This is a genomic window from Pantoea nemavictus (assembly GCF_037479095.1).
Classification (GTDB): Bacteria; Pseudomonadota; Gammaproteobacteria; order Enterobacterales; family Enterobacteriaceae; genus Pantoea; species Pantoea nemavictus.
On record NZ_JBBGZW010000001.1, the window covers coordinates 2,780,058 to 2,806,645 of the forward strand.

The following is a 26,588-nucleotide window of genomic DNA, read 5'->3' on the forward strand; positions in this document are numbered from 1 at the left end:
GGGGCAAAGGAATGGCGAAATCTCCAACCGGAAATGTGACGCGCACCGATGTGGCAAAAGTTGCCGGGACCTCGGTGGCGGTGGTCAGTTACGTGATCAATAACGGTCCACGCCCGGTGGCAGAAGCCACGCGGCAGCGCGTGCTGGAGGCGATTAAACAGACCGGCTATCGCCCGAATGCGGTGGCGCGTGCGCTGGCTTCCGGCAGCACCAAAACCTTTGGTTTAGTGGTGCCGAACATTGGTAACCCCTTTGTTGCCTCAATGGCGCACATGCTGTTGCAGGAGTCGATGAATCACGGCCACGTCATGCTATTGGGCGATGCAGGTGACGATCGCAAGCGCGAGCTGGAGATCATTCAGGGCCTGCTAAATCGTCAGGTTGATGGCCTGTTTTATAACAGCGTTGATCGTCATCCCTATATCGATGTGATTCAGGCCAGCGGTACGCCACTGGTGATGCTGGATCGTATTGAACCGCGTCCCGGCGTCAACATGCTGCGCGTCAATGAACGCGAAGCGGCGTGTCAGGTCACCGCGCATCTGCTCAGTCACGGTTATCAGCAGGTTGGCATGATCAGCGGCCCGCTGGACATGCTAAACGCGCAGGATCGTATTCAGGGCTGGCGCGATGCGCTGGCGCAGCAGGGTTTGCCGGCGGATGAGGCGATGATTTTCCCCGCGAACTACACGCGGCAGGGCGGTTATGACGCCGCACAGCGCATGGTGGCAAGCGGTCGCGTGCCACGTGCGCTGTTTACCAGTAATGAAGGCCAGGCGATTGGCTGTATTCGTGCGCTGTCGGAACATGGACTGCGCGTGCCGCAGGATGTCGCGCTGGTGTGTTTTAACGGTACCGATCAGTCGGCGTTTCATGTGCCTACGTTGACCACCGTCCGTCAGCCGCTGCGCGATATGGCGCGTAGTGCGATTGCCATGCTCAAAAACTGGGATGGCGACGCGAAGCTGGCGGAATTCCCTCACCAGTTAGAAATTGGTGAGTCCTGTGGCTGTCAGCTCTTTCAAGCAGAATAAAACTATAACATTATGAAAAGACTAATTATTGATTGTGATCCGGGAAACGGCATTGCGGGCGCTAATACCGATGATGGTCTGGCGCTGGCGTTAGCATTGGCCTCACCTTCGCTGTCGCTTGAGCTGGTCACTACCGTGACGGGTAACACGCCGAGTGCGGTTGGGGCGCAGGTAGCAAAAGATCTGCTGCAGCGCCTGGGGCTTAACATTCCGGTGGTGCAGGGCGCCTTGCAGGCATTGCGTGAAGATCCAGCCCCCTGGCGTGCGCGTCTTGACCATGTTGCCGATGAAAAGCTCGGGGAACTGTGGCACGGCGTTCGTCAGCCGCAGCGCATTCCAGCCGATGGACATGATGCGGCTGGGGTGATGGGACAGCTGATTTGTGACAATCCCGGCGAATTTACCCTGGTGGCGATTGGCCCGCTAACCAACGTGGCGCTGGCGCTACAGCGTTACCCGCAAATGGCGGAATCGGTGGCGGAAATTGTCATCATGGGCGGCGTGTTCGCGCTCGATGATTACATCAAAGACACCAATTTTGGCCTCGATCCGGAAGCGGCACATCAGGTGCTGCACAGCGGTGCCACCATCACGCTGGTGCCGATGGATGCCACGACGCAAACGTTGATGACCCAGCAGGACCTCACCCGCATCACCGCTAATCCGCACCCGTTGCCGCAGTTTGTGCGTGAGACATTGCGTCCGTGGATCGACTATTCGATTCGTACCCGTCACCTGCCGGGATGCTGGATTCACGATGCGCTGGTGGTGGCCTGGTTGCTCAATCAGCGCGTGGCCGACGGCGTTGATTATTACGTGGATATTGAACTGCGCCCTGGCGCAACGCGCGGGAAAAGCTGGCGTTATCGCGCGCCGCTGCGTCTGGATATTGGCGTGCCAGAGCAAACCGGCGCGCTGGTGCATGTGATGCAAACCGTCAATAATTCGCTGCTGCTGGAGATGATTGAAAAGGCGTTTAATCAATTGCAACGCTGAAGCGTTTTCCAGGTGCGCATAAATACGCACCCTACGCTGTTCCAGGGGCGCCCTTTATGGCTGTCCCCTTCTACAACATGACACGCTTTTTTACACCGCGAATCACTCGCTGACAATTCCCACCACAACCCGCCTTTCTGACATGCTATATACAAATGGTTAACATATTAGTAACCCGTGAAATTATTCGCGCGGTAACTTCTACAATAAATCCGGCCAACGATCCGGAAGCTAATCAGACAGGATACCAACATGTTCAACTGGACTGCGACCCAGCGCAACGTGGCTTTTGCCAGTTTCGCGAGCTGGACGCTGGATGCGTTCGACTTCTTTATTCTGGTGTTTGTACTTAGCGATCTCGCCCAGTATTTTCACACCAGCGTCTCCGATGTTTCACTGGCCATCATGCTTACCCTCGCGGTTCGCCCGATCGGTGCATTACTGTTTGGTCGTCTGGCCGAAAAGTATGGTCGCCGACCCATTCTGATGCTCAATATTGTGATGTTCTCGCTGTTTGAGCTGCTGTCTGCGTGGTCTCCGAGCTTCGCGGCTTTCCTCGGTTTCCGCGTGATTTACGGCATAGCGATGGGTGGGATTTGGGGCGTGGCGTCGTCGCTGGCGCTGGAAACTATTCCCGATCGTTCGCGCGGCTTGATGTCAGGCATTTTCCAGGCGGGTTATCCGTGCGGTTACCTGCTGGCGTCGGTGATTTTCGGTCTGTTCTTCGAAACGGTTGGCTGGCGCGGGATGTTCCTGATTGGCGCATTACCGATTCTGCTGCTGCCGTTCATCTACTTCAAAGTGCCGGAATCGCCAGTATGGCTGGCGGCGCGCGAGCGCAAAGAGAGCACCGCGTTACTGCCGATTATCCGTCAGCACTGGAAACTCTGCATTTACATGGTGCTGCTGATGGCCTGCTTTAACTTCTTCAGTCACGGCACCCAGGATCTCTATCCTACCTTCCTGAAGGTGCAGCATCAGTTTGATCCGCACACCGTCAGCATTATCGCCATTAGCTACAATATTGCGGCGATGCTGGGTGGGATTACCTTTGGTGCGCTGTCGGAACGTATTGGTCGCAAGAAAGCCATTATTCTGGCTTCATTCCTTGCGCTACCGGTGCTGCCGCTGTGGGCTTTCTCGAGCGGTTCGTGGATGATCGGCATCGGCGCGTTTCTGATGCAGTTTATGGTGCAGGGCGCGTGGGGTGTGGTGCCGACCTATCTCACCGAACTGGTGCCTGCCAACGCGCGTGCGGTGCTGCCGGGCTTTGTTTATCAGCTGGGGAATTTGCTCGCCTCTGTCAATGCGACGTTGCAGTCACGCATTGCCGAGGCGCACGGCGGTAACTATGGTCTGGGGATGGCGATTGTCGCCGGGACGGTAGCGGTGCTGATTTGCGTGTTTGTGGCGTTCGGTCGGGAGACGCGCGGCATCGAAATATCCGGTGCTGCCGCGCGCGAATCGCATTAGAGCGCCTCGCAGACGTCGACCCATTTTGCCGCAGTGAGCTCTGCCATGCGCTGCGGCGCAATGCGTACCGCGCTGTGAATCGAACCCGCTGCCGGCAGCACTTCGTCGAAGCTGCGAAGCGACACATCGCAATAAACGGTCAGCGGATTTTCCAGCCCAAACGGGCAGACGCCGCCGACCGGATGCCCGGTCCAGTTCACCACTTCATCCACGCTTAACATGCGCGCCTTCGCGCCGAGAGCGGCTTTTAGCTTGCGGTTATCGAGACGCGCATCGCCGCGCGTCACGATCAGCACGATAGAATCCTTTACTTTCAGCGATAAGGTTTTGGCGATTTGCCCAGGCGTAACGCCATGAACGCGTGCGGCCAGCTCAACGGTGGCGGTGCTTTCCGGCATCTCAATGATATCGATATCCGGTGCATGTTCGGCTAAGAATTGCCGTACCGACTCCAGGCTCATTTTTTTCTCCGATAAAAACAGAGCATAAAAACTGCCACAAGGCTGGAAAACTGTAAACGGGAGAAAAGGAGAATCTGTAACAGAATGCGCGATCGCTACACCGCTTTTAACGTGCAGTTACCACAGCGTTCAACGTCTGGAATGCGGTAGCGCTGGCAGCAACTGCGCCGCTCCATTTCACCATTGCGTGGGATCATGGTGCGATACAGCGGGTTATCGCTGCCATCCAGCAGGGATTTAGTGAAAAACAGCGCCTGCTCCAGCTGTAACACCGTGTGTTCAGGCAGTTGGTTTTTTAGCTCACCGAGGAACCAGTAAAACGAAAAGCCCATGTTGTTCCAGATGAGTTTGGCGTTGATGTCGCCATGCTGCGTCATGCCGTTGACCGCCGGGATCAAGCATTGCTGAATTAAACGATCGATGCGCTGCTGCGCACTGAGGTAGCGTGCGTCTTCATCTTCCTGCACATCCAACCAGAAGGCGCAGGGATGACCGTTCTCATGAAACTCAACGTGAATCAGATGCGGTGCGCAGTTCAGCGCGCGCGGCTCCTGCAGCAGTGCCAGCATCAGCGGCGGCAGCAATAGACCAAAATACCATTGTGCCCACAGCGACTGCAGCGGCTTGGCTTCCTGCGGCATATCGGGGTGATCGCGATAGAGATAGTCGCTGTAGCGCTGCGTCAGGCGACGATAATTGATGGGATTTGACCACTCAGCAAGCGTTAGCGTTCCGGTGGGTGCCGGTTGGCCAAGCTTAAGGTTGTCGAGCATATAGCTACGTTGCTCGCGCATCAGATCTTCCAGCGCACTCGCTAAACTGCGATCGCTCTGCATAAAGATCAGTGGATGCTCGCTGAAGCGATGATCCTGACGCGTGATGATGGCCATGCCGGTCCTGAGTGATAACGGGAATCGAGAGACAAATGATAATCGTTCCCGGTTTGTTGCACAACTTTTCTGCACCGGCCAGATATAACGTTATGTCAGATCGGAGCTCGCTTGCGAGAGCGCAGGCAAATCTTCCCACGCCAGAATGGTGTTACGTCCTTGATTCTTCGCCACATACAGCGCGCGATCGGCGTTGGCAACCGCCTGGTCAAAATCGTCGGCAAAGATCGGCGCAATTCCGGCGCTGATGGTGACGTGCGTCGAGACTTTCTCATTGAAGCGGTGGGGAATTTCCAAATCCACCACGTACTGACGAATCCGCTCCGCCAGCTTCATCGCAATTGAGGCGTTGACGTTGGTCATCAGCACCAGAAACTCTTCGCCTCCGTAACGTGTCACGACATCGCGCGAGCGCACGGCATCGCGAATCGCCACAGAGACACGTGCCAGCGCCTGATCGCCCATCGCATGGCCGTAATTGTCGTTGTAAGCCTTGAAGTGGTCGATATCCAGCAGCAGCACAAAGTGGCTGCCCGCGTGGTTTTCCATAATGGTATCGAGGCGATTTTTTAGCCCACGGCGGTTATACAAACCGGTAAGCGGATCGAGCATGCTCAAGTCGCTAAAACTCTCTTTCTCCTCGTACAGCTGGCTCACCAGACGACGGGTAAAGGTATCAAAGCGGCGACGCATTAAATGGTGCAGTGAAAAACCGATTAACGGCAGCATAATCGTGAATAAGATCATCATTAAATGCTGACCATCATCCAATAACAGTACGGTTAAAACCGGTGGCGTGATGTGTAAACAAAATGCGATCAAATAATCACTTAAGGCAATGGCGCTGATAAAGAACACGCTTAACAAGCTGATAATGAGAAAGCTGCCATCAAAATAGAAGACCAGATGATATCTGTGGTTAATATGCCATGCCCACAGCGCCCCTAATATAAAAGCGACAGGATTTAATAGCGGTAATTTTTGTTTTGGCGCCATTAAGCAAATAATCAGCAGCGTGCTGCTGAAGCCCGCAACCAGCGCCACCGGCAGCGATCGCACCGGACTATCACTGCCTAAAATCGGCAGCAGGCAAAAAAGCGAAACGGCGACATTGAGAAACAAAAATAGCATCAGCGACAGCCGATATTTACTGTGTTTCAACTCATCATAAGATTGTAATTTCATTATTATTCTCGTGACAGCCCTGATATATCAAAGCGCTACCCGGAAGAGATAATATCCGAATAGAGAGCACGTTATTGTTGTGTTGGCGATATTGTTATCGGCGGCAATTTAGCATTTTCCAGTAATTCTGTCATCCGGGATGGCTTGTGATAAAAAATTCGCTGCAAGATGAGAAATATTATCATATGATAATACGAATATTTATCATTTGAGGGTTGCGCGATGATCATGGCGATGATGGCCGCCTGCGGCTTATGGGGTGTGAGCTGGATAATGGGTAAACGTCTGGACAGCGGGTGGGGCGTGTTACTACCTTGCGCTGCGATGCCGGTTTTCGCGTTATGGGAACCGAGTTTCAGCCAATGGCGCGTGGTGATGATCGTAGCGCTGCTGCTGACCGTGGTAATGCTGTTTCACCATCGCCTGCGTCACTATTTGTTACTGCCTTCATGCCTGGCGCTGGCAGGCGGGTTGGCGGCGGTGTCGGTCAATTTCCACGTTATCTGATAAATCGCAGAAACGACAACATCACGCTAAGAGCGTGAAGTTCGTTGGAAAAATCTTTTTGGGAATTTACTGCCGGGAAGGAGTGACAACTGTTGGTGCGAAGGGAGGGACTTGAACCCTCACGTCCGTAAGAACACTAACACCTGAAGCTAGCGCGTCTACCAATTCCGCCACCATCGCATCTTAGTTGTCTGTCTATATCATCGCATTGGTGCGAAGGGAGGGACTTGAACCCTCACGTCCGTAAGAACACTAACACCTGAAGCTAGCGCGTCTACCAATTCCGCCACCATCGCTCAGTGCGTACGATATAAACTGTGTGATTATTAGTTTGGTGCGAAGGGAGGGACTTGAACCCTCACGTCCGTAAGAACACTAACACCTGAAGCTAGCGCGTCTACCAATTCCGCCACCATCGCAAACTAACAACACTCTAAAGTATTGCTAACCACGGAGGCGCATTTTAGAGATTTTACTCATTGCGTCAACACATATTTCGCGACGACAAAACGATCGCTGTAAAAAGCAACGTTTCTGCCGTCGCGCTGGTATTATCGCGGATTAACGCGTTTTGGCACCGCGACCATACACGGCACGGTACACTTTGAAGCGGCCGGTTTGCGCCAGCACTTCGTGGTTGCCGAAGGTTTCATCCAGAATCTGCGGATAGGGCAGGAAGGCGTTGGCCACGATACGCAGTTCGCCACCGCTGTTTAGATGCTTAAGCGCACCGCGAATCAGCGTGTTGGCTGCTTCCAGGCTGGTTTGCAGACCATCGTGGAACGGCGGGTTGGAGATGATCATGTCAAAACGGCCGGTCACGTCAGAGAACACGTTGCTGGCAAACACTTCACCTTCGAGTTCGTTCGCCGCCAGCGTCGCTTTACTGGCTTCAATGGCGGCGGCATGCACATCACACAGCCACAACCGCACGCGCGGCGACACTTTGGCCATCACGGTCGCCAGCACGCCGCTGCCACAGCCGATATCCAACACTTTGCCACGGAAGTGCGGCGTCAGCGTGGAGAGCAGCAGATCGCTGCCGATATCCAGACCATCGCGGCTGAACACGCCTGGTAAAGTGTGGATGGTGAGGTCGTCGAGCTGATAAGTATTACCGTAGCCGCTGGCGTCAAAGCCTGGCTGCTTGTCGAGACGACCGTGATACAGGCCACAACGGCGCGCGCTGTCGACTTTCTCCAGCGTCGCCCACGCCTCCAGCATGCCTTCGGCGCTGCGCACGCCGCTGCGGTTTTCACCCACCACGAAGATATCGCAGCCAACCGGCAGCAGTGACAGCAGGTTCTGCAGCTGGAACTGCGCTTCGGGTTTGTTTTTCGACCAGTAATAGACCAGCGTATCGCAGCCTTCAACATCTGCAGCCGTGGCAACCATGCTGTAAACCGCACGTTCACCGAGGCGATGGCTAAGGTTCTGCCAGTGATGATATTGCTGGGTATGCACGCGGCTTGACGCGGTTTCTAGCTGGGCGGGCAGGTCATCCTGCAGGTCGCCAGCGAACAACACGTTGCGGGCGGTAAATTCATCACTGTGGCGCAGAATCACTTCGCTGGCCGGGGTAAAAGCAGACATGGAGCACTCCTGTTAAATCAGAGCGGCGATTATATACACGTCATACTTCAAGTTACAGGTGCGTTAGCTGCTCTCGCTCACCCGAATCACTTACCTGAAGTAAGCTCATCGGGCCTCACTCGTTTGCCGCCTTCCTGAAACTCGAATTATTTTGTGTATGGTGCTTTGTTGGCGCATGTTCGATGGGTTTGCTAGCATAGCGTCGCATTCTGGCAGCATAACGGGTATTAGCATGAGCACAAGGCGCGACTGGCTTCTACAGCAAATGGGGATCACGCAGTATCAGCTGCGGCGTCCGCGCGTGCTGCAAGGGGAGATTGCCGTCACGCTTTTACCCGACACGCGTTTAGTCTTGGTGGCCGAACAGGCGCCAACGCTGCAAGAACCGCTGATTCGCGACGTGCTGCGCGCGCTGAATATCCAACCTGCGCAGGTGATGGCGTTGACGCCAGAGCAGCTACAAATGCTGCCGGAGCAGGTTGACTGCGCCGGCTGGCTGCTGGGCGTCGAGAGCGAACATCCCTTTAACGGCATAACTTTCACCACCGCCGTTTTCAATGAACTGATCAGCAGCGGCGCGGCAAAACGCGCCCTGTGGCAACAGATGTGTAAACATGACAGCCATCTCTTTAGTCACCCCTGAAGACCAGCCGCAGCTGCTGGCGATTGAGCGCCGCGCGCATGCCTTTCCGTGGAGCGAACAGACGTTTGCCAGCAATCAAGGCGAACGTTTTGTGAATTACCGTATTGAATCCGACGGTAAGCTGGCCGGATTCGCCATCACCCAAGTTGTGCTGGATGAAGCATCGCTGTTCAACATTGCGGTAGATCCTGACTTCCAGCGTCGCGGCTATGCACGCCAGCTGTTGCAGCATCTGATTGCTGAGCTCGAGCAGCGCGACGTGATGACGCTGTGGCTGGAAGTGCGCGCCTCAAATACGGCGGCGATTGCCCTGTATGAGCAGTTGGATTTCCACGAAGTCAGCGTACGCCCTAACTATTATCCCACTGCCAGCGGACGAGAAGATGCCATCATTATGGCGCTAACGCTTTAAGGAGCACTATGCTAAACGATTGGGACTGCATCCTGTTTGATGCAGACGACACGCTTTTCCATTTTGATGCTTATGCCGGTTTGCAGCGTATGTTCGCGCAATATGACGTGCAGTTCAGCGCGCAGGATTACAGCGATTATCAGGCGATCAACAAACCGCTGTGGGTGGATTATCAGAACGGCACCATTTCGGCGCTGCAGCTGCAAACGCGTCGCTTCACCTTGTGGGGCGAAAAACTTAGCGTGGCACCGGAAGTGCTCAACAGCGATTTTCTCAGTGCGATGGCCGAGATCTGCCTGCCGCTGGAGGGCGCTGCACATCTGCTGGCGACGCTGAAGGGCAAAGTGAAGATTGCCATCATCACCAACGGGTTCACCGCGCTGCAGCAGGCGCGCCTGGAACGCACGGGATTCCGCGATGTTTTCGATGCGCTGGTGATTTCTGAGCAAGTCGGCGTGCCGAAACCGGACGTGGCGATTTTTGATCATACCCTGGCCTTGCTCGGTAACCCGGATCGTAGCCGCGTACTGATGGTAGGCGATACGCCGGAATCGGACATTCTCGGCGGCATGAATGCTGGCCTGAAGACCTGCTGGATCGATCACGGCACGCGTCCGTTACCAGAACAGATCACGCCAACCTGGCAGGTAAAAACGCTGGCCGAGCTGGAAGCAATAATTACTGAAGGTTAAAGTATCTATTCATCGGTAACCTCATGATGATGCTAAGAATCCCGCTGTGCGGGCTTTTTTGTGCAAAAAATCTATTCAACTATCTATTCACGAATCTATTCATGAAGCGTGCAGATGAGGTAACACCGCCGATGTTGTTAACGTCCTTTTTCTGTCTCTGATGCCGCCGCTTCTTCTTCCTCTTTCTCTTTATCCTCTTTCACCGTGCGGCTCGCCGTCAGCAGGAACGGCGATTGCTGCCAGCGGGTGCGGCGGTCGCGCAACAGGGTTCGCGTCAGGATAATGCCGATGGCCAGCGCCAGTAACATCATCAGACGCAGGATGTTAGTGGTGTTATCCACCTGGCGTGATTCCGTCACCAGTACGTGAGTATCCAGCGTCACACGCAGAAAACCTTGCGGGCCATCTTTGCCTTCCAGCGGTTGCACAATTTGATGATTAAAGTAGCTGCCAGCGCGTTTGCCATCCAGCGACAGGCGATCGCGTACGTTAATGCCCTCACCGCTGTGCGCCACCAGGCTGCCATCATCGGCGTAAACCGAGGCATCAAGAATGCGGCTGTTGTCGGTCATTTGGTTGAGGATCGCGGCAATCTGCGTGCGGTTATCGTCGCTGTTATCCATCAGCGGTTTGAGGCTAAACGCCACCTGTTTGGTCAGGGTGCGCGCCAGCTCTTCCACTTGTTCAGAGCGGGCCATTTGATGGCCGAGGCTAAACCAGGACGCGCCTTGCATCAGCACCACTAACAGAGCCAGCGAGATAAGAACAATCACCGTGCGATGCAGGCGAAATTTCAGTGCGGTTTTGACCATCAGAAACCCGTGTGATGTAACAGCAGAAAGGCTGGCAATTATGTTGCCAGAACCCGCGCAGACAAGGTAGCCTCTTGCGTGGTTTTGTTGTCCCTACAGGAGCTGTAATGCCAAATCGTCTTACCTGGTGCGATCTGCCCGCCGATGTCTCACTTTGGCCGGGTTTACCCCTTTCCCTCAGCGGTGATGAAGTCATGCCGCTGGATTACCGTGCTGGTCGGACTGGCTGGCTGCTGTATGGGCGCGGACTCGATAAACAAAAACTGACCGATTACCAGCATAAGCTCGGTGCGGCGATGGTGATCGTCAGCGCCTGGAATGTCGATGAGTATCAGGTGGTACGGTTAGCCGGTTCGCTGACGCCGCGTGCTAGTAAACTGGCGCATGAAGCCGGTTTCGATGTGGCACCGCTCGGCAAAATTCCGCATCTGAAAACGCCAGGTTTACTGGTGATGGACATGGATTCTACCGCCATCCAGATTGAGTGCATTGATGAGATCGCCAAACTGGCGGGCTGCGGCGAGCAGGTGGCGGAAGTCACCGAACGCGCGATGCGCGGCGAGCTGGATTTCAAAGCCAGCCTGCGCGAGCGCGTGGGCACCTTAGCGGGCGCCGATGCCAATATTCTGATGCAGGTGCGCGATGCGCTGCCGCTGATGCCAGGCTTAACCACGCTGGTGCAGAAACTGCAGGCGCTGGGCTGGCAGGTAGCGATCGCCTCGGGTGGCTTCACCTTCTACGCCGACTATTTGCGCCAGACGCTGCATCTGGCAGCAGCAGTCGCTAATGAGCTGGAAATTCGCGACGGCAAGCTGACCGGCCAGGTGCTGGGACAGATTGTCGATGCCCAATTTAAAGCCGATACCCTGAATGATTTGGCCCAACGCTTTGACATCGCCCCGGAACAAACCGTGGCGATTGGCGATGGTGCTAACGATTTGCCGATGATTAAAACCGCGGCGCTGGGTATCGCCTACCATGCTAAACCTAAAGTGAATGAGCAGACGGAAATCATCATCCGCCATGCTGACCTGATGGGGGTGTTCTGCATCCTGACCGGCAGCCTGATTCACGAAGAGCGTTAACTGAGGATTTGATTTGGCCAAAGCGGCAAAACGCGCCTTCGTTTGTAACGAATGCGGCGCTGATTATCCACGCTGGCAGGGGCAATGTAGCGCCTGCCACGCATGGAACACCATCACCGAGGTGCGCATTGCCGCCTCGCCTGCGGCAGCGCGTAACGAGCGTCTGAGCGGTTATGCCGGCGGCAACGCGGGCGTTAGCCGCGTGCAGAAGCTGTCGGAGATCAGTCTTGAAGCGCTGCCACGTTTCTCTACCAGTTTCAAAGAGTTCGACCGCGTACTGGGCGGCGGCGTGGTGCCGGGCAGCGCCATCTTGATTGGCGGTAATCCGGGTGCCGGTAAATCGACGCTGCTGCTGCAGGTGATGTGTAAGCTGGCGGAAGGGATGAAAACCCTGTACGTCACTGGCGAAGAGTCGCTGCAACAGGTGGCGATGCGCGCCCATCGTCTGGGATTGCCGACCGAAAATCTGAATATGTTGTCGGAAACCAGCATTGAGCAGATCTGCCTGATCGCCGAGCAGGAGCAGCCGAAACTGATGGTGATCGACTCAATCCAGGTGATGCACATGGCGGAGATCCAGTCGTCGCCGGGCAGCGTGGCGCAGGTGCGTGAAACCGCCGCGTACCTAACGCGCTTCGCCAAGACGCGCGGCGTGGCGATCATTATGGTCGGCCATGTCACCAAAGATGGCTCGCTGGCCGGTCCGAAAGTACTGGAACACTGTATCGACTGTTCGGTGATGCTGGATGGTGATGCCGATTCGCGTTTCCGCACCTTGCGCAGCCACAAAAACCGCTTCGGTGCGGTGAATGAGCTCGGCGTGTTCGCCATGACCGAGCAGGGCATGCGCGAAGTGAGCAATCCGTCGGCTATCTTCCTGTCACGCGGTGATGAGATCACCTCGGGCAGTTCGGTGATGGTGTTGTGGGAAGGAACGCGTCCGCTGCTGGTGGAGATTCAGGCGCTGGTCGATCACTCAATGATGGGTAATCCGCGCCGCGTAGCGGTAGGTCTGGAGCAGAATCGCCTGGCAATCTTACTCGCGGTGCTGCATCGCCACGGTGGTTTGCAGATGGCGGATCAGGACGTGTTCGTCAACGTGGTTGGCGGGGTGAAAGTCACCGAAACCAGCGTCGATTTGGCGCTGCTGATGGCGATGGTCTCGAGCTTCCGCGATCGTCCGCTGCCGCAGGATCTGGTTATCTTTGGCGAAGTGGGGCTCGCGGGCGAAATTCGTCCGGTGCCGAGTGGTCAGGAGCGTATTTCCGAAGCGGCGAAGCACGGCTTTAAGCGCGCTATCGTCCCGGCCGGCAATGCACCGAAGAAGCCAGTAGAAGGGATGAAGGTGTATAGCGCGAAGAAGCTGGCGAATGCGCTGGCGATTCTGGATGAGCTGTAATTTTCCCCGGTCGGCATAAATGCCGACCCTACGTTCGTAGGGTGCGCATTTATGCGCACCGTCTTAAAGGCCGCACCGCCCTTTATTCCACGCAGGAGGCACTAAATGTCATCGTTTGACTACCTGAAAACAGCCATTCGCCAGCAAGGCCACACGCTGCAGCAGGTTGCCGACGCCAGCGGAATGACCAAAGGCTACTTAAGCCAGCTGCTCAACGCCAAAATTAAAAGCCCCAGTGCGCAGAAGCTGGAAGCGTTGCACCGTTTTCTGGGCCTGGAATTTCCGCGCCGTGACAAAACCGTTGGCGTGGTGTTCGGTAAATTTTATCCGCTGCACACCGGTCACATCTATTTGATCCAACGCGCCTGCAGCCAGGTGGATGAACTGCACATCATCATGGGTCACGACGATCCGCGCGATCGTGAACTGTTTGAAAACAGCGCCATGTCGCAGCAGCCGACCATCAGCGATCGTTTACGCTGGCTGCTGCAAACCTTCAAATACCAGAAAAATATCCGTATTCACTCATTCAACGAAGAGGGCATCGAACCTTATCCGCACGGCTGGGATGTGTGGAGCGGCGGCGTTAAAACGTTTCTGGCTGAGCAGGGCATTGAGCCGAATTGTGTTTACACCAGTGAAGAGCCTGATGCCGCGATGTATGAGCAGCACCTCGGCATTCCGGCGGTGGTTGTCGATCCCAACCGATCGTTTATGAACATCAGCGGCGGCCAGATTCGTCAGGATCCGTTCCGCTACTGGGAATATATTCCTACCGAAGTGAAGCCGTTCTTCGTGCGCACCGTAGCGGTGTTGGGCGGTGAATCGAGCGGTAAATCAACGCTGGTGAATAAGCTGGCCAACATCTTCAATACCACCAGCGCGTGGGAATATGGCCGCGACTATGTCTTCTCGCACCTCGGCGGCGATGAGATGGCGCTGCAATATTCCGACTACGACAAAATCGCGCTGGGACAGGCGCAGTACATCGATTTCGCGGTGAAATACGCCAGCAAAGTCGCCTTTATCGATACCGATTTCATTACCACGCAGGCATTTTGCCTTAAGTATGAAGGGCGCGAGCATCCGTTTGTGCAGGCGTTAATTGATGAGTACCGTTTCGATCTGGTGATTCTGCTGGAGAATAACGTGCCGTGGGTGGCGGATGGTTTACGCAGCCTCGGCAGCTCAATGGATCGCCGTGAATTCCAGACCATGCTGGTCACCATGCTACGCGAAAATAATATCGAGTTTGTCCACGTTAAAGAGGATGACTACGATGCGCGATTCCTGCGCTGTGTGGAGTTAGTAAAGCAGATGTTAGGCAGCTAATTCAGCAATAAAAAAGGCGCCAGTCGGCGCCTTTTTCACGTTATAACAATTACTTGGTCATACGCTTGTACTTGATACGCTTTGGCTCCAGCGCGTCGGCGCCGAGGGTGCGTTTCTTGTACTCTTCGTACTCGGTAAAGTTACCTTCGAAGAACTCCACCTTGCCTTCATCCTGGTAATCGATGATGTGCGTGGCGATACGGTCAAGGAACCAACGGTCATGCGAGATCACCATGGCACAGCCTGGGAATTCCAGCAGGGCGTTTTCCAGCGCGCGCAGGGTTTCGATGTCGAGGTCGTTGGTCGGTTCATCGAGCAGCAGCAGGTTGCCGCCCACTTGCAGCAGTTTCGCGAGGTGCAGACGACCGCGTTCACCGCCTGACAGCTCACCCACGCGTTTGCCCTGATCGGTGCCTTTGAAGTTGAAGCGACCAACGTAAGCACGGCTTGGCATCTCGGTGTTGCCCACGCGCATGATGTCCTGGCCGCCAGAAACTTCTTCAAACACGGTTTTGGAATTGTCCATCGCGTCACGGAACTGATCCACTGACGCCAGCTTGACGGTTTCGCCCAGCTCGATGGTGCCGGAATCCGGTTGCTCCTGACCTGACATCATGCGGAACAGGGTCGATTTACCCGCGCCGTTCGGACCGATAATGCCGACAATCGCGCCTTTCGGTACCGAGAAAGTCAGATCGTCGATCAGTACGCGATCGCCATACGATTTCTTCAGATTGGTCACTTCCAACACTTTGTCGCCAAGGCGCGCACCCGGTGGAATGAAGAGTTCGTTGGTTTCGTTACGCTTCTGGTAATCGGTGTTGTTCAGCTCTTCAAAGCGTGCCAGACGGGCTTTGCCCTTAGACTGACGGCCTTTCGCGCCTTGACGCACCCACTCCAGCTCTTTCTCGATCGATTTGCGACGAGCGGCTTCAGAAGAGGCTTCCTGCGCCAGACGCTGATCTTTTTGCTCCAGCCAGGAAGAGTAGTTACCTTCCCACGGAATACCTTCGCCGCGGTCCAGTTCCAGAATCCAGCCAGCGACGTTATCGAGGAAGTAACGGTCGTGCGTGATCGCCACAACGGTACCTTCGAAGTCGTGCAGGAAGCGCTCAAGCCATGCCACGGATTCCGCATCCAGGTGGTTAGTCGGTTCGTCGAGCAGCAGCATGTCTGGTTTTTCCAGCAGCAGACGGCACAGCGCGACGCGGCGGCGTTCACCACCGGATAGCGTAGCAATTTTGGCATCCCAATCCGGCAGACGCATCGCATCTGCCGCACGGTTCAGCTGCGTATCGAGGTTATGACCGTCGTGCGCCTGGATCACTTCTTCCAGACGACCCTGTTCGGCGGCTAGCTTGTCGAAATCGGCATCCGGATCGGCATACAGCGCATAAACCTCGTCAAGGCGCTTCAGCGCACCCACTACTTCGGAAACCGCTTCTTCCACGGATTCACGCACGGTGTGTTCCGGGTTGAGCTGCGGTTCCTGCGGCAGATAGCCAACATTGATGCCCGGCTGTGGGCGTGCTTCCCCTTCGATATCGGTATCGATACCGGCCATGATGCGCAGCAGCGTCGATTTACCCGAACCGTTCAGGCCGAGGACGCCGATTTTTGCTCCAGGGAAGAAGCTAAGTGAAATATTCTTCAGGATGTGACGCTTCGGCGGAACGACTTTGCCGACGCGATGCATGCTATAGACGAATTGAGCCACGTTGTATTGAGCCTTTTGGTCTGTGAGTGGTGGACAACTGATGCAGAAGTTTAGCCGTTTTCCCCCTTTATTCATACCCGTCATACTTCGAGCTGCAGCGGCGTTGGCTGCGTATGTCCGCCCCCGTCACATACTTATATTCATACCCGTCATACTTCGAGCTGCAGCGGCGTTGGCTGCGTGTGTCCACCCCAGTCACATACTTATGTATGCTCCTGGGGATGAACCCACTTGCCGCCTTGCTGCAGCTCGAATTATTTAGGGTATGGATCGTGAGCCGATTATTAAAAATACAGGAACACTAACTTCAAGGCAGGCGCAGCGGGATGTTCTGCTGTGCCAGCCAGCTCTTTAGCGCCGGCTCGGGCGCACTATCGCTCACCAACAAATCAAAGCGACGCAGCTCACCAATCCGTGCCGGCAGCACTTTGCCGAACTTGCTGCTGTCTGCCACCAGCACGCGCTGACGGGCGCGCAGCATCGCGTGGTGCTTCATCGCCAGTTCGTTGATGTTATAGCAGGTGGCACCCTGCTCCTGATCGATACCCGCCGCCGAAATAAAGGCCAGCGTCGGGCAGAGATCGTCGAGGATCGAATGCGCGCCAATCGGCGTGAACAGCGCGTTATCGGCATGGAATTCGCCACCGCTGAGGATCACGTTGCAGGCCGGTTTCTCTTTCAGCGCCAGGAAGGTGTTCATCGCGCAACAAATCGCGGTGAACGGCAAGGTATCGGGGATCGCATCGACGATGTAGGGCAGCGTGGTGCCGCAATCAAAAAACACCGTGTCATTTTCACCGATCAGATCCGCTGCAGCCTGCGCCAGGCGCTGTTTACGTGCGGCGTTTTGTCCGTGCTGATCGGAGATGAAATAGTGTCCGGCATGGCTTTTAGGATCGCTAACGATATAGCCGCCAAGCAGCACCACCGTTGAGGCCGGTTCGGTAAGATCGCGGCGGATGGTCATTTCCGACACGCCCAGCAACTGTGCCGCATCTTTCAGGTGCAGTTTATCGGTGCGTTTTAGCGCCTGAGCTAATTTGTGAATACGTTCGTCGCGCCGGGTTTCCATGATCATCTCTGCGTAATTAATCCTGAAGTCGAAGTTGCCTGGTCAAAAATCACGATAAATCTCACAGATTTTAATGATTTGCGACGTATTCAGCAGGCCGGTTTTCAATCTTACCTGTAATGAGATCGGCCCGCAAACGCCACGCCATCCCGCCATTTCGTTTCAATCCCGCCGCTGCGCTCAGCGCCAGACGGCGTGCTCAATGATGTTGCAATGTTAGAATAATAACATTCTTTATCATGAATAAGTGGCGTGAGGGCGGCTTTTTATCAGCGCTCATAGGTGTGAAATTTATCACATAATTAACTTTATTAACCTGATATTGTGATTTTTATAACATTATAAAGTTAAAAATTCACCAGGAGAGCACAATGGACATCGCGGTTATTGGGTCGAACATGGTCGACCTCATTACCTATACCAATCAGTTGCCTAAAGCGGGCGAAACGCTGGAAGCGCCTGACTTCGCCATCGGCTGTGGCGGCAAAGGTGCTAATCAGGCAGTGGCCGCAGCGAAGTTGGGCGGCAGCGTGATGATGGTCAGCAAAGTGGGCGACGACCTGTTTGCACCCAACACCGTGGCCAACCTGCAACAGCAAGGCGTCGATACGCGTTTTGTCACCACAGCGCCCGGCACCTCGAGCGGCGTGGCGCCGATTTTCGTTGACGATCAATCACAGAACCGCATTTTGATCATTAAAGGCGCCAACCAGCAGCTGAAACCGGCGGATATTGATACCGCTGCCGACGCACTGAAAAGCTGTCGACTGATCATCCTGCAGTTGGAGATCCCGCTGGAAACGGTCTATTACGCCATTGATTTTGCCCGCCAGCACGACATCAAAGTGATCCTCAATCCGGCGCCTGCCGTGGCTAATCTGGACATCGACTACGCCTGCAAATGCGACTTTTTCATGCCGAACGAAACCGAGCTGGAGATCCTCACCGGTATGCCGGTTAACAGCGATGAAGAGGTGCAGCTGGCGGGGCAATCACTGCTCAAACGCGGGCTGAAAAACCTGATCATCACGCTCGGCGGACGCGGTTCGCTGTGGATGTCTGGCGACCAGCTGCACCACGTTGCACCTACGGCGGTAAAAGCCGTCGACACCAGTGGTGCGGGCGATGCTTTTATCGGCTGCTTCGCTCACCAGCTGGTAAAAACCGGTGATATTGCGGGCGCGATGGCGCAAGCCTCCGCCTATGCCGCCTGCAGCGTGACCGGTCGCGGCACGCAGCGCTCCTATCCCGACGCGGAAACCTTCCAGCGTTTTCTCAACGTTAATTGAGGTCGAGTTATGCAACCGAGCATTGTTCAGCAACCTGATGGTTATTTGAATAAAACGCCGCTGTTCCAGTTCATTTTGCTCTCGTGCCTGTTCCCGTTGTGGGGTTGTGCGGCGAGTCTGAACGACATTCTGATCACCCAGTTCAAAAGCGTATTCGCGTTGAGCGATTTCGCCAGTGCGCTGGTGCAGAGTGCGTTTTACGGCGGCTACTTCCTGATCGCCATTCCGGCTTCGCTGGTGATCCGCAAAGCCAGCTACAAACTGGCGATATTGATGGGGCTGGCGCTGTATATCGTCGGCTGCGTGCTGTTCTATCCGGCTTCACACATGGCGACCTACACCATGTTCCTCGCGGCGATTTTTGCTATCGCTATTGGGTTGAGCTTCCTCGAAACCGCTGCGAATACCTATAGCTCGATGATTGGGCATCGCGATCACGCCACGCTGCGCCTCAACATCAGCCAGACGTTCTATCCGGTTGGCGCCTTAATGGGCATCGTGCTGGGCAAATATCTGGTGTTCCAGGAGGGCGACAGTCTGGAAAGCCAGCTGGCCGGCATGAACGCTGAACAGGCGCATGCGTTCCGTCTCACCATGCTGGAACACACGCTGGAACCGTACAAATATCTGGTCATGGTGCTGGTGGTAGTGATGCTGCTGTTCCTGTTCACCCGCTATCCGCGCTGTAAGCCGGAAAGCAATGGGAAATCCTTGCCGTCGCTGGGCGAGACCTTCCGCTATCTGGCGACCAATCGTCACTTTAAACGCGGCATCGTAGCGCAGTTCCTGTATGTCGGTATGCAGGTGGCGGTGTGGTCGTTCACCATTCGTCTGGCGCTGACGCTCGGCGCAACCAATGAGCGCCATGCTTCTAACTTTATGATTTATAGCTTTATCGGCTTCTTCATTGGTAAGTTTGTTGCCAACTTCCTGATGACGCGTTTCCGGGCGGAAAAAGTGTTAATTGCCTACTCGGTACTCGGTGTGATCACGCTGGCATGGGTGATGTTTGTGCCGAACTTTACCGCCGTGTATGCCGCGATCTTTGTCAGCGCGCTGTTTGGGCCCTGCTGGGCGACCATCTATGCCGGTACGCTGGCGACCGTCGATAACAAATACACCGAAGTGGCGGGCGCATTTATCGTGATGTCGATTGTGGGTGCTGCTTTCATTCCGGCGCTGCAGGGCTTCGTCTCCGATCATTTGGGATCGATGCAGCTGGCGTTTGGCGTTTCGCTGCTGTGCTTTGCCTGGGTGGGTTACTTCTTCTGGGGCGAACTGCGCCATAAAAAGCAGGCTGAAGCGGCTGGTCGTTTAGTCGAGGAGATGCCATGAAAACCCGTTTACCGTTACGTCGGGAACAGTTCCATGCAACGCCGAGCACGCTGCTGCGCAACGAGACGTTCCACGTCGAGCTGTTTCGCTACCCAGCGGGCGTCGAAGCGGTGCGCATCAGCAACCCACGCGGCACGGTGATCGTCCTGCCGTTTTACGGCCAGATGGTGTGGGACGCCAACTTTGATGGCCATGCGCTGACCATGGGCCACAGCTTTAAGCAGCCGCTGCTCGGCAGTTCGATAATTGATACCTACGGCTGTTTTGCTTTCCACTCCGGACTGCTGGCCAACGGCTGCCCGGCCGCCGAGGATGACCATCCGCTGCATGGCGAAATGGCCTGCGCGCGCATGGACAGCGCGTGGATTGTATTGGAACACGATCGCCTATCGCTGGAGGGCGAAACCGAGTATGTGAAGGGCTTCGGCCATCACTATCTTGCCGCACCTGCGGTGCGGCTTGAGGCCAATGCGGCAAGGCTGCACATTGAGATGAACGTCACTAATCTGGCCGGTGCGCCGATGCCGCTGCAGTACATGTGCCATCTCAACAGCGCGTGGGTTGAGCAGGGACGTTTCCAGCAGTCGATTCCGACGGATGCGTTCCAGCTGCGCACCTCGATCCCGGCACACGTGAAGCCAACGCCGCAGTGGCGCGCTTATACCGATCGGCTGGCTGCCGATCCACAGGCGTTTCAGCCATTGGATCAGCCGGAGATGTGCGATCCAGAGATCGTGTTCTTCGCCGACGATCTGCAGCAGTATGGCGATGAGGTGCAGTTCGAGCTGCACTCGCCGCAGGGTTTTGCCCTGATGACGCGCTTCTCCAGCCAGCAGTTTCCGCACGCCACGCGCTGGCTGTTGCATAACCGCGATCAGCAGGTCGCGGCCTATGTGCTGCCAGCCACCTGCCGCCCGGAAGGATTCAAGGCGGCGCAGCGCGCGGGAACGTTGATTGAACTGGCACCCGGCGAGCAGCGCCATTTCAGCGTCGAGACCGGCATTTTGTAACTAAACCGGAGGGTCGTCATTTATGGCGACCAGATTTCCAGGTGCGCATAAATGCGCACCCTACGAATAAACGGCGCAATCAAATCGCCACCAATCCCCGCACGGCGTCGGCTTCCATGCTTGATCCGGCACCGCGCTGCACGATCTCACCGCGTGACATCACCAGATAGCTGTCGGCCAGCTCGGCGGCGAAATCGTAAAACTGCTCGACGAGCAGGATCGCCATATCACCGCGCTGCGCCAGTTGGCGAATCACCGCGCCGATCTCCTTGATCACCGAGGGCTGAATCCCTTCGGTGGGTTCATCAAGGATCAACAGCTTTGGTGAACAGGCGAGAGCGCGGCCAATCGCCAGCTGCTGCTGTTGCCCGCCCGACAAATCGCCGCCGCGTCGTGCTTTCATCTCACGCAGCACCGGGAACAGCTGGTAGATCTCCTCCGGCACCGCTTTGGCCTGCGCGCCGGAAAAGCGCGCCAGCCCCATCAGCAGATTTTCTTCCACCGTCAGACGCGGGAAGATTTCACGCCCCTGCGGCACATAAGCGATGCCCGCCTGCACGCGCTGGTGCGGTTTGCGGCCGTTAATCACTTTGTCCTGCCAGCGAATCTCGCCGGATTTGGCCGGAATCAGCCCCATCAAACACTTCAACAACGTGGTTTTTCCCACGCCGTTGCGTCCCAGCAGGCAGGTGATTTCACCCGGTTTAGTCTCAAACGACAGGCCGCGCAGAATGTGGCTGCCGCCGTAATATTGATTCAGTTCCGCGACTTGCAGCATGTTAGCGCCCCAGATAAACGTCGATAACCCGATCGTCCGCCTGCACTTCGCGTAACGATCCCTCGGCCAACACCTGGCCCTGATGCAGCACGGTCACGTGATCGGCAATGGTTTCAACAAAGCCCATGTCGTGCTCAACCACCATCAGCGAATGCTTGCCGGCGAGACTGCGGAACAGCTCGGCGGTGTACTCGGTTTCGGCGTCGGTCATGCCCGCCGCCGGTTCATCCAGCAGCAGCAGATGCGGGTCCTGCACCAGCAGCATGCCGATTTCCAGAAACTGCTTCTGGCCGTGCGATAGCAAACCGGCCTGGCGCTGACGTTCGCCGCCGAGTCGTAGCAGCTTCAGCACCTCATCAATGCGATCCTGCTGCTCGCCGTTCAGCCGGGCGCGCAGGCTGGCCCACACCGATTTGTCATTTTTCAGCGCGATTTCCAGATTTTCGAACACCGTGAGCGCTTCAAATACCGTGGGTTTCTGGAACTTGCGTCCGATCCCAGCGCGCGCGATCTCCACCGGCGACATTTTGCTGAGATCGGTATCCTGGTCGTAGATCACCTGGCCATTGTCCGGTCGGGTTTTACCGGTGATCACATCCATCAGCGTGGTTTTACCCGCGCCGTTGGGGCCGATCACGCAGCGCAGTTCGCCGACGCCGATCTTCAGTGAGAGATCGGTTAGCGCGCGGAAACCGTCGAATGACACGTTGATCTTCTCCAGCTGCAATACCGGATCGGTCTGTTCACGATGGCGATCCGACGGATGGGGTTGGGTAAACAGTTGTTCAGTCATCACGCCTCCGGCGCAGCAGGCCAATCACGCCACGCGGCAGGAACAGCGTGACCAGGATAAACATCAGGCCGAGGAAGAACAGCCAATATTCCGGGAAGGCGACGGTAAACCAGCTCTTGGCGCCGTTAACGATCGCCGCGCCCAGTAGCGGTCCAATCAAAGTGCCGCGTCCGCCTAACGCCACCCAGATTGCGGCTTCAATCGAATTGGTCGGCGACATTTCACTCGGGTTGATAATGCCGACCTGCGGCACATATAGCGCGCCCGCCAGCCCGCACAGCACCGCCGAGAGCGTCCAGACAAACAGCTTGAAGCCTTTGGGATCGTATCCGACAAACATCAGGCGGTTTTCCGCATCGCGCACCGCCGTCAGCACGCGGCCGAATTTGCTGCGCGCCAGCGCGAAGCCGATGCCGAGACTCACCAGCAACAGCAGCACCGTGGCAACGAACAGCCCGATGCGCGTGCCGGTCGCGGTGACGTTAAAGCCAAGCAGCGTGGTGAAGCCGGTAAACCCGTTGTTACCGCCGAAGCCGGTTTCGTTGCGGAAAAACAGCAGCATGCCGGCGTAGGTCAGCGCCTGCGTCATGATCGAGAAGTAGACGCCTTTGATTTTTGAGCGAAAGGCGAAGAAGCCGAACACCAACGCCAGCAGGCCCGGCACCAGCACGATCAGGCACAGCGCCCAGGCAAAATGCTGCGTGCCCGCCCAGAACCACGGCAGCTCGCTCCACGAAAGGAATGACATAAACGCCGGCAGGCCGTCGCCGGAGGCCTGGCGCATTAAATACATGCCCATCGCATAGCCGCCGAGCGCGAAGAACAGGCCGTGACCGAGTGACAGCAAACCGGCGTAGCCCCACACCAGATCGAGCGCTACCGCGACGATGGCGTAACAGAGGATTTTGCCGACCAGCGTCAGCGTGTAGGTGGAGATCGCCAGCGGATGGGTGGCAGGCAGCAGGGCGCAGAATGGCAGCACCAGCAGCAGCGCGGTGATCACTACACCAAGGCTGAGGGTCAGGCGCGGCGCCTTACGCGCGATGGTTAACGTCATTGGCTGGCTCATCAGTCAATCACCCTCCCTTTAAAGGCAAACAGGCCCTGCGGACGTTTCTGGATAAACAGCACGATCAGCACGAGGATGAGGATTTTGCCTAACACTGCGCCTATCTGCGGTTCCAGCACTTTGTTAAGAATGCCGAGGCCAAACGCCGCCACGACGGTGCCCGCCAGCTGGCCGACGCCGCCCAGCACCACCACGAGGAAGGAGTCGATGATGTAGCCCTGACCCAGCTCCGGCCCGACGTTGCCCAACTGCGACAGCGCCACGCCGCCGAGTCCGGCAATGCCTGAACCGAGGCCAAAGGCCAGCATATCGATGCGTCCGGTTGGTACGCCGCAGCAATCAGCCATGGTGCGGTTCTGCGTCACGGCACGCACGCTGAGACCAAGGCGAGTTTTATTCAGCAGCAGCCAGGTGAGACTCAGCACGGCAAACACGAACAGGATCACCGCGATACGGTTGTATGGCAGCACCAGATTCGGCAGCAGCTGCATACCGCCGGAGAGCCAGCTCGGGTTGGCCACTTCCAGGTTCTGCGCGCCAAACAGCATACGCACCAGCTGAATCAGCATCAGGCTGATGCCCCACGTCGCGAGCAGGGTTTCCAGCGGACGTCCATAGAGATGGCGGATAATGGTGCGCTCCAGCAGCATGCCCATGCAGGCGGTCACCGCAAATGCCACCGGCAGCGCCAGCAGCGGATACCAGGCGAGCCACTGCGGCGCGAACTGCTGGAACAGACTTTGTACAAACCAGGTGGCGTAGGCGCCGAGCATCAGCATTTCGCCGTGCGCCATGTTGATCACACCGAGCAGGCCGTAGGTGATCGCCAGGCCGAGCGCTGCCAGCAGCAGAATCGAGCCGAGCGACAGGCCGGTAAACGCCTGACCGAGCAGATCGCCCCACATCAGGCGCTGTTTAATCTGCTTCAGGCTGGTGGCGGCGGCTTCACGGACTTTAGCATCAGGCTCATTACTGGCCTGGGTTAAGCGAGTAAGGCTAGCCTGCATGTTGGGATCGCTGGATTCGCCGAGCAGCGTCACGGCTTTAAGGCGCAGCGCCGCATCCGGGCTGGCGAGTTGCAGGTTAGCGGCGGCCATCAGCAGCACGGTGTGGACCTGTGCATCTTTTTCGCTGGCGAGGCGTTGCTCAAGCAGCGGCAACATATCGGCTACGCCATCGTTTTGCAGTTGTTGCGCGGCACGTAAGCGGATCGTCGCATCGTCGCTCACCAGCTGATGAGCGGCGAGGGCGCTGGCGATTAATACGCGCAGCCGGTTATTCATAAACAGTTTTTTGCTGTCGCCAGCGGGCTGTTGCGCGCTATCGAGCGGCTGCAACGTATCGCCCTGTTTGCTGAACGGCTGCTGTTTCTGGTCGATGACCACGGTTTCATTGCGCAGCGCCTGCAGCAGCGGCAAGCGGCTAGCCTGCGGCGCGGCGGCCCACTGTTGCAGCAGCGTGGCTTGTTGGGTGCGGCTGGCGGCCGCGAAGTCTGCGCCATCGCCCGCCTGGGCGAGCCAGGGCAGCAGTAACAGCAGACAGCAGAGATAACGGCGAATTGTCATGGTTCTGGCCCTGAAGGAGGTGGTTTGAGATTGATGTTGCTGTCCCCCTCCTCGGTCCTCCCCCATAAATGGGGGAGGATGACGCTGCCATATGTTGGTTAAGGAATTACATGTGGCAGCGTCTCCTTCCCCCGTTAACGGGGGAAGGCCGGGATGGGGGACAGCGAGCACCCAATTACTGCGTTGATTTCACCGGATGGTCGGGCTTCTTGTCGTTACCCGCGATGTACGGGCTCCACGGCTGGGCGCGCACCGGTTGCTCGGTCTGCCACACCACGTTGAACTGGCCGTTCTCTTCCACTTCGCCAATCATCACTGGCTTGTGTAGATGATGGTTGGTTTTATCCATGGTCAGAGTGAAACCGTCTGGTGCTTTGAAGGTCTGGCCCGCCATCGCCGCGCGCACTTTGTCTACATCAGTGGTGCCGGCTTTCTCCACTGCCTGCGCCCACATGTGCAGGCCAACATAGGTCGCTTCCATCGGATCGTTGGTTACCACGGTGTCGGCGTTCGGCAGGTTATGCGCTTTCGCGTAAGCGCGATAATCCTTCACAAATTGGGCGTTGGTTGGGTTATCCACCGACTCAAAGTAGTTCCACGCCGCTAACTGACCAACCAGCGGTTTGGTATCAATACCGCGCAGCTCCTCTTCACCCACCGAGAAGGCGATCACCGGAATATCGGTGGCTTTGATGCCCTGATTCGCCAGCTCTTTGTAGAACGGCACGTTGGAGTCGCCGTTGATGGTGGAGATCACCGCGGTTTTGCCACCGGCAGAGAACTTCTTAATGTTGGAAACGATGGTCTGATAATCGCTGTAACCAAACGGCGTGTAGACCTCTTCGATGTCTTTATCCTGCACCCCTTTACTGTGCAGGAAGGCGCGCAGAATCTTGTTGGTGGTGCGGGGATAAACGTAATCAGTGCCCAGCAGGAAGAAGCGTTTAGCGCTGCCGCCATCTTCACTCATCAGGTACTCCACTGCCGGAATCGCCTGCTGGTTAGGCGCGGCGCCGGTGTAGAACACGTTCGGCGACATCTCTTCGCCTTCGTACTGCACCGGATAGAACAGCAGGCCGTTTAGCTCTTCAAACACCGGCAGCACCGATTTGCGCGATACCGAGGTCCAGCAGCCAAACACCGCCGCCACTTTATCCTGCGTCAGCAACTGACGCGCTTTTTCGGCGAACAGCGGCCAGTTGGAGGCGGGATCCACCACCACCGGTTCCAGCTTTTTGCCCAGCACGCCGCCTTTGGCGTTGATCTCATCGATAGTCATCAGCGCCACATCCTTCAGCGGCGTTTCGGAGATCGCCATGGTGCCGGAGAGCGAGGACATAATACCCACCTTGATGGTGTCAGCAGCCTGTGCCGCGAAGGCAAAACCCATGCTGGCAACAGAGGCAGAGAGCGCGAAAGCCTTGAGCAACGAACGTCTTTTCATCA

At 56.4% G+C, this 26,588-nt stretch carries 25 protein-coding genes and 3 tRNA genes; 13 read left to right on the forward strand and 15 right to left on the reverse strand.

Going from position 1 to position 26,588, the window contains the following annotated elements; all coding sequences use genetic code 11:
* Positions 1-11: 11 nt before the first annotated feature.
* The 3 genes from WH298_RS12685 to WH298_RS12695 all read left to right on the forward strand — a co-directional run bounded on the left by WH298_RS12685 (position 12) and on the right by WH298_RS12695 (position 3,503).
* Entirely contained in the window at positions 12-1,034 is a 1,023-nt protein-coding gene (locus WH298_RS12685) for a LacI family DNA-binding transcriptional regulator (RefSeq protein WP_180823013.1), read from the forward strand.
* Between the two features lie 12 nt (positions 1,035-1,046).
* Positions 1,047-2,030 carry a nucleoside hydrolase gene (locus WH298_RS12690; RefSeq protein ID WP_049851404.1) on the forward strand — a complete coding sequence of 328 codons (984 nt, stop codon included), beginning with the start codon at positions 1,047-1,049 and terminating at the stop codon, positions 2,028-2,030.
* Between the two features lie 252 nt (positions 2,031-2,282).
* On the forward strand, positions 2,283-3,503 hold the full coding sequence (locus WH298_RS12695) for an MFS transporter (RefSeq protein WP_007886826.1): 1,221 nt from the start codon (positions 2,283-2,285) through the stop codon (positions 3,501-3,503).
* Here WH298_RS12695 and WH298_RS12700 read toward each other — a convergent pair.
* The 3 genes from WH298_RS12700 to WH298_RS12710 all read right to left on the reverse strand — a co-directional run bounded on the left by WH298_RS12700 (position 3,500) and on the right by WH298_RS12710 (position 6,039).
* Positions 3,500-3,964 carry a YbaK/EbsC family protein gene (locus WH298_RS12700; RefSeq protein ID WP_049851406.1) on the reverse strand — a complete coding sequence of 155 codons (465 nt, stop codon included), beginning with the start codon at positions 3,962-3,964 and terminating at the stop codon, positions 3,500-3,502. The two genes, WH298_RS12695 and WH298_RS12700, sit on opposite strands and share 4 nt — an antisense overlap.
* 95 nt (positions 3,965-4,059) lie before the next feature.
* Positions 4,060-4,854, reverse strand: a complete 795-nt coding sequence (fhuF, locus tag WH298_RS12705; protein ID WP_180823014.1) for a siderophore-iron reductase FhuF — start codon at positions 4,852-4,854, stop codon at positions 4,060-4,062.
* A gap of 90 nt (positions 4,855-4,944) precedes the next feature.
* On the reverse strand, positions 4,945-6,039 hold the full coding sequence (locus tag WH298_RS12710) for a GGDEF domain-containing protein (protein ID WP_180823015.1): 1,095 nt from the start codon (positions 6,037-6,039) through the stop codon (positions 4,945-4,947).
* 222 nt (positions 6,040-6,261) lie between these two features.
* Between WH298_RS12710 and WH298_RS12715 the strand changes: the two genes are divergently transcribed.
* A complete protein-coding gene (locus WH298_RS12715) occupies positions 6,262-6,546 on the forward strand; it encodes a DUF1435 domain-containing protein (RefSeq protein WP_007886848.1) in 285 nt (94 codons plus the stop codon).
* A 93-nt stretch (positions 6,547-6,639) separates the two neighbouring features.
* On the opposite strand, the gene WH298_RS12720 is transcribed toward WH298_RS12715, so the two are convergent.
* The 4 genes from WH298_RS12720 to rsmC all read right to left on the reverse strand — a co-directional run bounded on the left by WH298_RS12720 (position 6,640) and on the right by rsmC (position 8,139).
* Positions 6,640-6,726: transfer RNA gene (locus WH298_RS12720), tRNA-Leu, on the reverse strand.
* 29 nt (positions 6,727-6,755) lie between these two features.
* Positions 6,756-6,842 (reverse strand) — tRNA-Leu (locus WH298_RS12725).
* Between the two features lie 36 nt (positions 6,843-6,878).
* Positions 6,879-6,965: transfer RNA gene (locus WH298_RS12730), tRNA-Leu, on the reverse strand.
* Positions 6,966-7,107: 142 nt separating this feature from the next.
* The gene (gene rsmC / locus WH298_RS12735) at positions 7,108-8,139 is read right to left on the reverse strand and encodes a 16S rRNA (guanine(1207)-N(2))-methyltransferase RsmC (protein WP_007886850.1); all 1,032 of its coding nucleotides are present in this window, start codon (positions 8,137-8,139) and stop codon (positions 7,108-7,110) included.
* Between the two features lie 232 nt (positions 8,140-8,371).
* Here rsmC and WH298_RS12740 point away from each other — a divergent pair, with 232 nt between their 5' ends.
* Genes WH298_RS12740 through yjjG form a run of 3 tightly spaced genes read left to right on the forward strand, consistent with a single transcriptional unit; the run spans position 8,372 to position 9,886 of the window.
* On the forward strand, positions 8,372-8,782 hold the full coding sequence (locus tag WH298_RS12740; RefSeq protein ID WP_180823016.1) for a DNA polymerase III subunit psi: 411 nt from the start codon (positions 8,372-8,374) through the stop codon (positions 8,780-8,782).
* Positions 8,754-9,194 carry a ribosomal protein S18-alanine N-acetyltransferase gene (rimI, locus tag WH298_RS12745; RefSeq protein ID WP_007886855.1) on the forward strand — a complete coding sequence of 147 codons (441 nt, stop codon included), beginning with the start codon at positions 8,754-8,756 and terminating at the stop codon, positions 9,192-9,194. The genes WH298_RS12740 and rimI overlap by 29 nt, the downstream gene beginning before the upstream one ends.
* A gap of 8 nt (positions 9,195-9,202) precedes the next feature.
* Entirely contained in the window at positions 9,203-9,886 is a 684-nt protein-coding gene (gene yjjG / locus WH298_RS12750) for a pyrimidine 5'-nucleotidase (RefSeq protein ID WP_180823017.1), read from the forward strand.
* Between the two features lie 137 nt (positions 9,887-10,023).
* Here yjjG and WH298_RS12755 read toward each other — a convergent pair whose 3' ends face one another.
* A complete protein-coding gene (locus tag WH298_RS12755; protein ID WP_180823018.1) occupies positions 10,024-10,698 on the reverse strand; it encodes a YtjB family periplasmic protein in 675 nt (224 codons plus the stop codon).
* 107 nt (positions 10,699-10,805) lie between these two features.
* Between WH298_RS12755 and serB the strand changes: the two genes are divergently transcribed.
* From serB to nadR, 3 genes are all read left to right on the forward strand, one after another.
* Complete coding sequence (gene serB / locus WH298_RS12760) at positions 10,806-11,783, forward strand: phosphoserine phosphatase (RefSeq protein ID WP_007886866.1); 978 nt, start codon at positions 10,806-10,808, stop codon at positions 11,781-11,783.
* A gap of 13 nt (positions 11,784-11,796) precedes the next feature.
* Positions 11,797-13,182: a DNA repair protein RadA gene (gene radA / locus WH298_RS12765; protein ID WP_180823019.1), complete on the forward strand. Its 1,386-nt coding sequence runs from the start codon at positions 11,797-11,799 to the stop codon at positions 13,180-13,182.
* 105 nt (positions 13,183-13,287) lie between these two features.
* Entirely contained in the window at positions 13,288-14,514 is a 1,227-nt protein-coding gene (gene nadR, locus WH298_RS12770; RefSeq protein WP_007886868.1) for a multifunctional transcriptional regulator/nicotinamide-nucleotide adenylyltransferase/ribosylnicotinamide kinase NadR, read from the forward strand.
* A gap of 49 nt (positions 14,515-14,563) precedes the next feature.
* Here nadR and ettA read toward each other — a convergent pair whose 3' ends face one another.
* Positions 14,564-16,231, reverse strand: a complete 1,668-nt coding sequence (gene ettA / locus WH298_RS12775; RefSeq protein WP_008101764.1) for an energy-dependent translational throttle protein EttA — start codon at positions 16,229-16,231, stop codon at positions 14,564-14,566.
* Between the two features lie 307 nt (positions 16,232-16,538).
* Positions 16,539-17,303, reverse strand: a complete 765-nt coding sequence (gene deoR / locus WH298_RS12780) for a DNA-binding transcriptional repressor DeoR (RefSeq protein WP_180823020.1) — start codon at positions 17,301-17,303, stop codon at positions 16,539-16,541.
* Between the two features lie 371 nt (positions 17,304-17,674).
* Here deoR and rbsK point away from each other — a divergent pair, with 371 nt between their 5' ends.
* The 3 genes from rbsK to WH298_RS12795 are packed head-to-tail and all read left to right on the forward strand — an operon-like array spanning position 17,675 to position 20,937.
* Positions 17,675-18,592, forward strand: a complete 918-nt coding sequence (gene rbsK, locus WH298_RS12785) for a ribokinase (protein WP_180823021.1) — start codon at positions 17,675-17,677, stop codon at positions 18,590-18,592.
* A 9-nt stretch (positions 18,593-18,601) separates the two neighbouring features.
* A complete protein-coding gene (gene fucP, locus WH298_RS12790; RefSeq protein WP_180823022.1) occupies positions 18,602-19,927 on the forward strand; it encodes an L-fucose:H+ symporter permease in 1,326 nt (441 codons plus the stop codon).
* Entirely contained in the window at positions 19,924-20,937 is a 1,014-nt protein-coding gene (locus WH298_RS12795) for an aldose 1-epimerase family protein (RefSeq protein ID WP_180823023.1), read from the forward strand. The genes fucP and WH298_RS12795 overlap by 4 nt, the downstream gene beginning before the upstream one ends.
* 79 nt (positions 20,938-21,016) lie before the next feature.
* On the opposite strand, the gene urtE is transcribed toward WH298_RS12795, so the two are convergent.
* The 5 genes from urtE to urtA all read right to left on the reverse strand — a co-directional run bounded on the left by urtE (position 21,017) and on the right by urtA (position 26,586).
* Positions 21,017-21,715 carry an urea ABC transporter ATP-binding subunit UrtE gene (urtE, locus tag WH298_RS12800; RefSeq protein ID WP_180823024.1) on the reverse strand — a complete coding sequence of 233 codons (699 nt, stop codon included), beginning with the start codon at positions 21,713-21,715 and terminating at the stop codon, positions 21,017-21,019.
* Position 21,716: 1 nt separating this feature from the next.
* The gene (gene urtD / locus WH298_RS12805) at positions 21,717-22,508 is read right to left on the reverse strand and encodes an urea ABC transporter ATP-binding protein UrtD (protein ID WP_049851417.1); all 792 of its coding nucleotides are present in this window, start codon (positions 22,506-22,508) and stop codon (positions 21,717-21,719) included.
* Positions 22,501-23,577 carry an urea ABC transporter permease subunit UrtC gene (urtC, locus tag WH298_RS12810; RefSeq protein ID WP_007884911.1) on the reverse strand — a complete coding sequence of 359 codons (1,077 nt, stop codon included), beginning with the start codon at positions 23,575-23,577 and terminating at the stop codon, positions 22,501-22,503. Before urtC ends, urtD begins: the two co-directional genes overlap by 8 nt.
* Positions 23,577-25,142, reverse strand: a complete 1,566-nt coding sequence (gene urtB, locus WH298_RS12815) for an urea ABC transporter permease subunit UrtB (protein ID WP_180823025.1) — start codon at positions 25,140-25,142, stop codon at positions 23,577-23,579. The genes urtC and urtB overlap by 1 nt, the downstream gene beginning before the upstream one ends.
* A gap of 175 nt (positions 25,143-25,317) precedes the next feature.
* Complete coding sequence (urtA, locus tag WH298_RS12820) at positions 25,318-26,586, reverse strand: urea ABC transporter substrate-binding protein (RefSeq protein ID WP_007884919.1); 1,269 nt, start codon at positions 26,584-26,586, stop codon at positions 25,318-25,320.
* Between the last annotated feature and the right edge of the window lie 2 nt (positions 26,587-26,588).